The 4,203-nt window shown below is 28.2% G+C and carries 4 protein-coding genes and 1 pseudogene; 4 read left to right on the forward strand and 1 reads right to left on the reverse strand.

What is annotated here, in order from left to right; all coding sequences use genetic code 11:
- The 3 genes and pseudogenes from AB8B90_RS01470 to AB8B90_RS01480 form a co-directional block, all read left to right on the forward strand.
- Nucleotides 1–645: pseudogene (locus tag AB8B90_RS01470) on the forward strand (O-antigen translocase); the annotation flags it as partial.
- Between the two features lie 41 nt (nucleotides 646–686).
- On the forward strand, nucleotides 687–2,000 hold the full coding sequence (locus tag AB8B90_RS01475) for an O-antigen translocase (RefSeq protein WP_405332950.1): 1,314 nt from the start codon (nucleotides 687–689) through the stop codon (nucleotides 1,998–2,000).
- On the forward strand, nucleotides 1,993–2,559 hold the full coding sequence (locus AB8B90_RS01480; RefSeq protein WP_405332952.1) for an acyltransferase: 567 nt from the start codon (nucleotides 1,993–1,995) through the stop codon (nucleotides 2,557–2,559). The genes AB8B90_RS01475 and AB8B90_RS01480 overlap by 8 nt, the downstream gene beginning before the upstream one ends.
- On the opposite strand, the gene AB8B90_RS01485 is transcribed toward AB8B90_RS01480, so the two are convergent.
- Nucleotides 2,556–3,695 carry a glycosyltransferase gene (locus AB8B90_RS01485; protein WP_405332954.1) on the reverse strand — a complete coding sequence of 380 codons (1,140 nt, stop codon included), beginning with the start codon at nucleotides 3,693–3,695 and terminating at the stop codon, nucleotides 2,556–2,558. The genes AB8B90_RS01480 and AB8B90_RS01485 overlap by 4 nt on opposite strands.
- A gap of 57 nt (nucleotides 3,696–3,752) precedes the next feature.
- On the opposite strand from AB8B90_RS01485, the gene AB8B90_RS01490 reads away from it, so the two are divergent.
- Nucleotides 3,753–4,203 (forward strand): glycosyltransferase family A protein (locus AB8B90_RS01490; RefSeq protein ID WP_405332956.1); only part of this gene is annotated, 451 nt, incomplete at its 3' end.

Genomic DNA, 4,203 nt, shown 5'->3' on the forward strand with positions numbered 1-4,203 from the left:
GTGAGTTTAGATGTGTTGAAGCGGTTTGCTCCTTATGCAGTAATGGCTATGGTTACTGCCATAGCGCTGCCATTTACATCCATATTGATTCGAAATTTTATAATTGATGAACTTGGAATTAAACAAGCTGGATATTGGGAAGCAATGAATCGAATTTCTGATTATTATCTCATGTTTGTCACATCAATAATGACGCTTTATATCATTCCTAGATTTAGTGAGATTGATAATAAAAAAGAGTTTAGAAAAGAAGTATTCGGATTTTATAAATCAGTGATGCCAATATTTGGTGTCGGTTTACTAGTTATCTATTTCTTGAGACCATTTGTTATTAGTTTAGTTTTTTCTGAAGAATTTCAGCCGGTTGAGGACTTGTTTTTTTGGCAATTATTAGGTGATTTTGTAAAGGTTTTGTCTATTGTAATCGCCTATCAATTCTTAGCAAAAAAGATGTTTGCTCAATTTATAGTTATAGAAGTATTTCTAGTAATTATGTTGTATCTAACAAGTGTGTATTTAATAGAGTTATTTGGTGTTGAAGGTGCAGTTATGGGACACTTTTTTAGTTATTTAATGCATTTTTTAATTGTGCTATTGGTGTTCAGTAATTCACTTTTTGGATTAATTACTGAAGAAGAGAACTAATAGTAATAATTAGCTTATTTTTATAAGGTATTTCGTTTGTAATGATAGATAAAATAAAGCATTTTATTGGTAAAAATCAACTTATCAAAATAGCATCCTTGAATTCTTTTTCAGTCTTAACAAGAGTTGTATCTGGATTCATTACTTCAAAATTGATTGCCATTTTTATTGGCCCTGAAGGTCTAGCTTTTATCGGGAACTTTCGTGATTTTTTAAAATCTGGACAAGCTTTTACTACGTTAGGAATTAATAATGGAGTCGTTAAATATGTTGCTGAGTTAAAAAGTAACTTGAAAGACTTAAGCAAACTTGTTTCAACTGCTTTTTATCTCATATTATGTTCTGTTGTAATAATATCATTAGGTATCTATATTGGCTCTGAATCTATTAATGATTTCATTTTTACAGACCAGAAAAACTATGTAAGTATAATTAAGTTAATTGCACTAAGTCTGCCTTTTTATGCATTTAAAACTTTAATTTTTTCTGTTTTAAATGGTTTATCAAAATTCAAGAAGATACTAAGCATTAATATTATTGCTCAGATATTAGGAACAATTACTAATGTGTTGCTTATTTGGAAGTTTAATTTAAAAGGCGCATTAATTTCAATTTTATTAATAGAGGTATTACTATTTATCATTTTATTGATTAGCGCTTCTGGTGTTTTTAAGTATTTGAAATTGATATCCTTTAAAGATCTAAGTTTAGATAGTCTTAAAAATCTTGGAGCGTTTTCAATAATGGCATTATTTTCAGCAACTATTCTACCTTTAGTGACTGTTTATATTAGGAATTATATCATAAACGAAATTGGTGAGAGTCATGCTGGTTTTTGGGTAGCTATGCAAAGAATTTCAAATTATTATTTGATGTTTGTTACTTCTTTAATTACACTTTACATCTTGCCAATATTTTCTCAAATAAAAACACTGAGCGCATTTAGAATTGAAGTTAAGAATTTTTACAAAACGATTATTCCAATTTTTGGTTTAGGACTTATTGTGATATACTTTTTTAGGAATTTTATAGTTAATTTAATATTCTCAAAAGAATTTGAACCTGTAACTGAATTGTTCTTCTGGCAAATTTGTGGTGATTTTATTAAAGTACTTTCATTAGTTATATCGTATCAATTTTTAGCAAAAAAAATGGTATGGCATTATATTATTGTTGAGTCTATTGCTATTTTGGTAATCTATCTTTCGAGTATCTATTTTATTGACTATTATGGTTTGATTGGCGTTGTTAAAGCTCATTTTGTGTCTTACCTCATTCACTTTATGATTTTGTTATTTGTTTTTAGAAAGGCTTTATTTGGTATATTGCCTCATAATATTGAAGATCATGATTAAACATTATATAGCTAAGCTTATTTTAAAATTTAGGAAACTAGGTTATAAGTGTTTTAGTACTAATAAAAATATCATTGGGACGTGTATTTCATATCAACCTGTAGTGTTTAGAGGAGAAGGAACTGTGAGTTTTGGTTCTAATGTTAGATTTGGAGTCATTAATTCTCCTTTGTTTTATAATACGTATGCTTATATAGAAGCAAGACAACCTCATTCTAATATCATTTTTGGAAATAATATAACGATTAATAATAATTTTTCAGTAGTTTCTGAGAGGTCTATTACCATTAAAGACAATGTTTTAATTGGATACAATTGTAAGATCTCTGATAGTAATTTTCATGATTTAAACGCAGAAAGACGCTTACAACAAGATCCTAATAGTAAAGATGTAGTTATTGGCGATAATGTCTTTTTAGGTAATGATGTAACAATTTTAAAAGGAGTTTCAATAGGAGATAATTCTGTTGTAGCTGCAGGTTCTATTGTTACAAAAAGTTTTCCTGAAAATGTGATTATAGGTGGAGTTCCGGCAAATATAATTAGAAAATTAGATTAACTCTTTAACCAGGTTTCTAGATATGTATTTGCAATCTTTTTATAATTATGTTCTTTTTCAATAAAGGCTCTAGCATTTTTAGATATCTCATTAATTTTCTCAGGATTAAGAATTAACCACTCCAACTTTTCAGCAATTTTTTTAGCATTTGGTAAGGCATTTATGGCTACAGTATCTTCATTTAAATTATAGTAATCTAACCACTCTTGTTCTGCTCCTGTAAATACAACTTTACCTTTTGCCATGGCCTCAAGAGCATTGTAGCCTTGGTCATAGGCATATACTTGGTCAAGTAAAATATGGCAATCGTCATAAAGTTTTATGTAGTCTTTGTAAGGTAGGCTATAGGTTGTTTTAATATCAACTTTATCTGCATATTTCTTTTCAATAATCTTCAATGCTTCACTGAAAAAATGATTCCCTTTTTTATGTTCAGCAGAGGTGTTTATACCATGAAATATTTTTATTTTTTTGTCAATATTGATAGGAGCGTATACGACTTTGTCAATATTTATAGGATTAGGAATTAATCCTAAATATTTTTCATGTCCTAATAAAGGAATGTGGTAGTCCATATCTGTTGCAATTACACCATTACAATGTTTGTATATAAAATCATGAAGTTCCGTGAATTCTTTATTTAAGTACTGCAATTGAAATTGATATCGTTCATATAATGATTTGTTATTTAAATAAGGACTCATAATACTATATCTAAACTTTTTATCCATCATATATGACATGCATTGATGATCAATGCCGCAGGAAAGCAGAATTATTTTTTTGTTTTTTTTAATAAGATGGTTAATGAATTTTTTTTCAAAACTTGCCTTAATAACTAATGGCGATTCATTGATAAGCTGAACAACATCAAATTCTTTTAATTTATTGAGGTGATAAATGGTTTTTAAATATACCTCGAATGAACCTAAGTCTATTGAAGTGAGTTTGTAGAAACCGACTTTAAATTTTTTTAAAATCTTATGATGAAACGAATGATTAATATTGATATCAACAGGGTAGTTTTTAAAACCATCACCATTCCCTACTAGTAACACTTCATGTCCTAGACTAACAAGGCCTTCTTTTAAAGAATTATGCAGCCTACTGTATTCTCCAACCAATAAAATTCGCATAAAAATGTTACTTTTAACAAAAATAAGAATTCCTATCACATAGCCATTCAATCTCCAATGTCATTACGTATTGAAATTTTAATATCAACAATGTTTAAGCAGGATTTAGCTTTTTTGGAACCTATGTTTATACATAATAATATTGATGATTTTGATTTGATAATTGTTAATCAAACGGTTAAGGATAAGCTATTGGTATCTGACAAGAAAAATATTAAGGTGATCAATTCTTTTGAAAGAGGGTCACCAGCAAGTAGAAATCTTGCTATAAAAAATGCAACGAAAGACATATGTTTAATGGCAGATGATGATATTGTTTATAATGATAATTTAAAGAATAATATATTAGAGGCTTATAAAGAACATCCTAACGCAGCGATGATTTCATTTGAAGCTGTTGATGAATCAGGTAAACTCTACACAAATTATCATCCTCAGGGTAAACATAATAATAAATCACTTAAAAAGATTTATACTTGGGTAATAACATTCAATAGAAAAATGTTTG

Origin of the sequence: Psychroserpens sp. (genome assembly GCF_045105015.1) — a bacterium.
GTDB lineage: Bacteria > Bacteroidota > Bacteroidia > Flavobacteriales > Flavobacteriaceae > Psychroserpens.

What these genes read in the sequence shown, in the direction of transcription:
- AB8B90_RS01475 (WP_405332950.1), top strand. Translation starts at nt 687, where the DNA reads ATGATAGATAAAATAAAGCATTTTATTGGTAAAAATCAACTTATCAAA.
- AB8B90_RS01480 (WP_405332952.1), top strand. Translation starts at nt 1,993, where the DNA reads ATGATTAAACATTATATAGCTAAGCTTATTTTAAAATTTAGGAAACTA.
- AB8B90_RS01485 (WP_405332954.1), bottom strand. Translation starts at nt 3,695, where the DNA reads ATGCGAATTTTATTGGTTGGAGAATACAGTAGGCTGCATAATTCTTTA.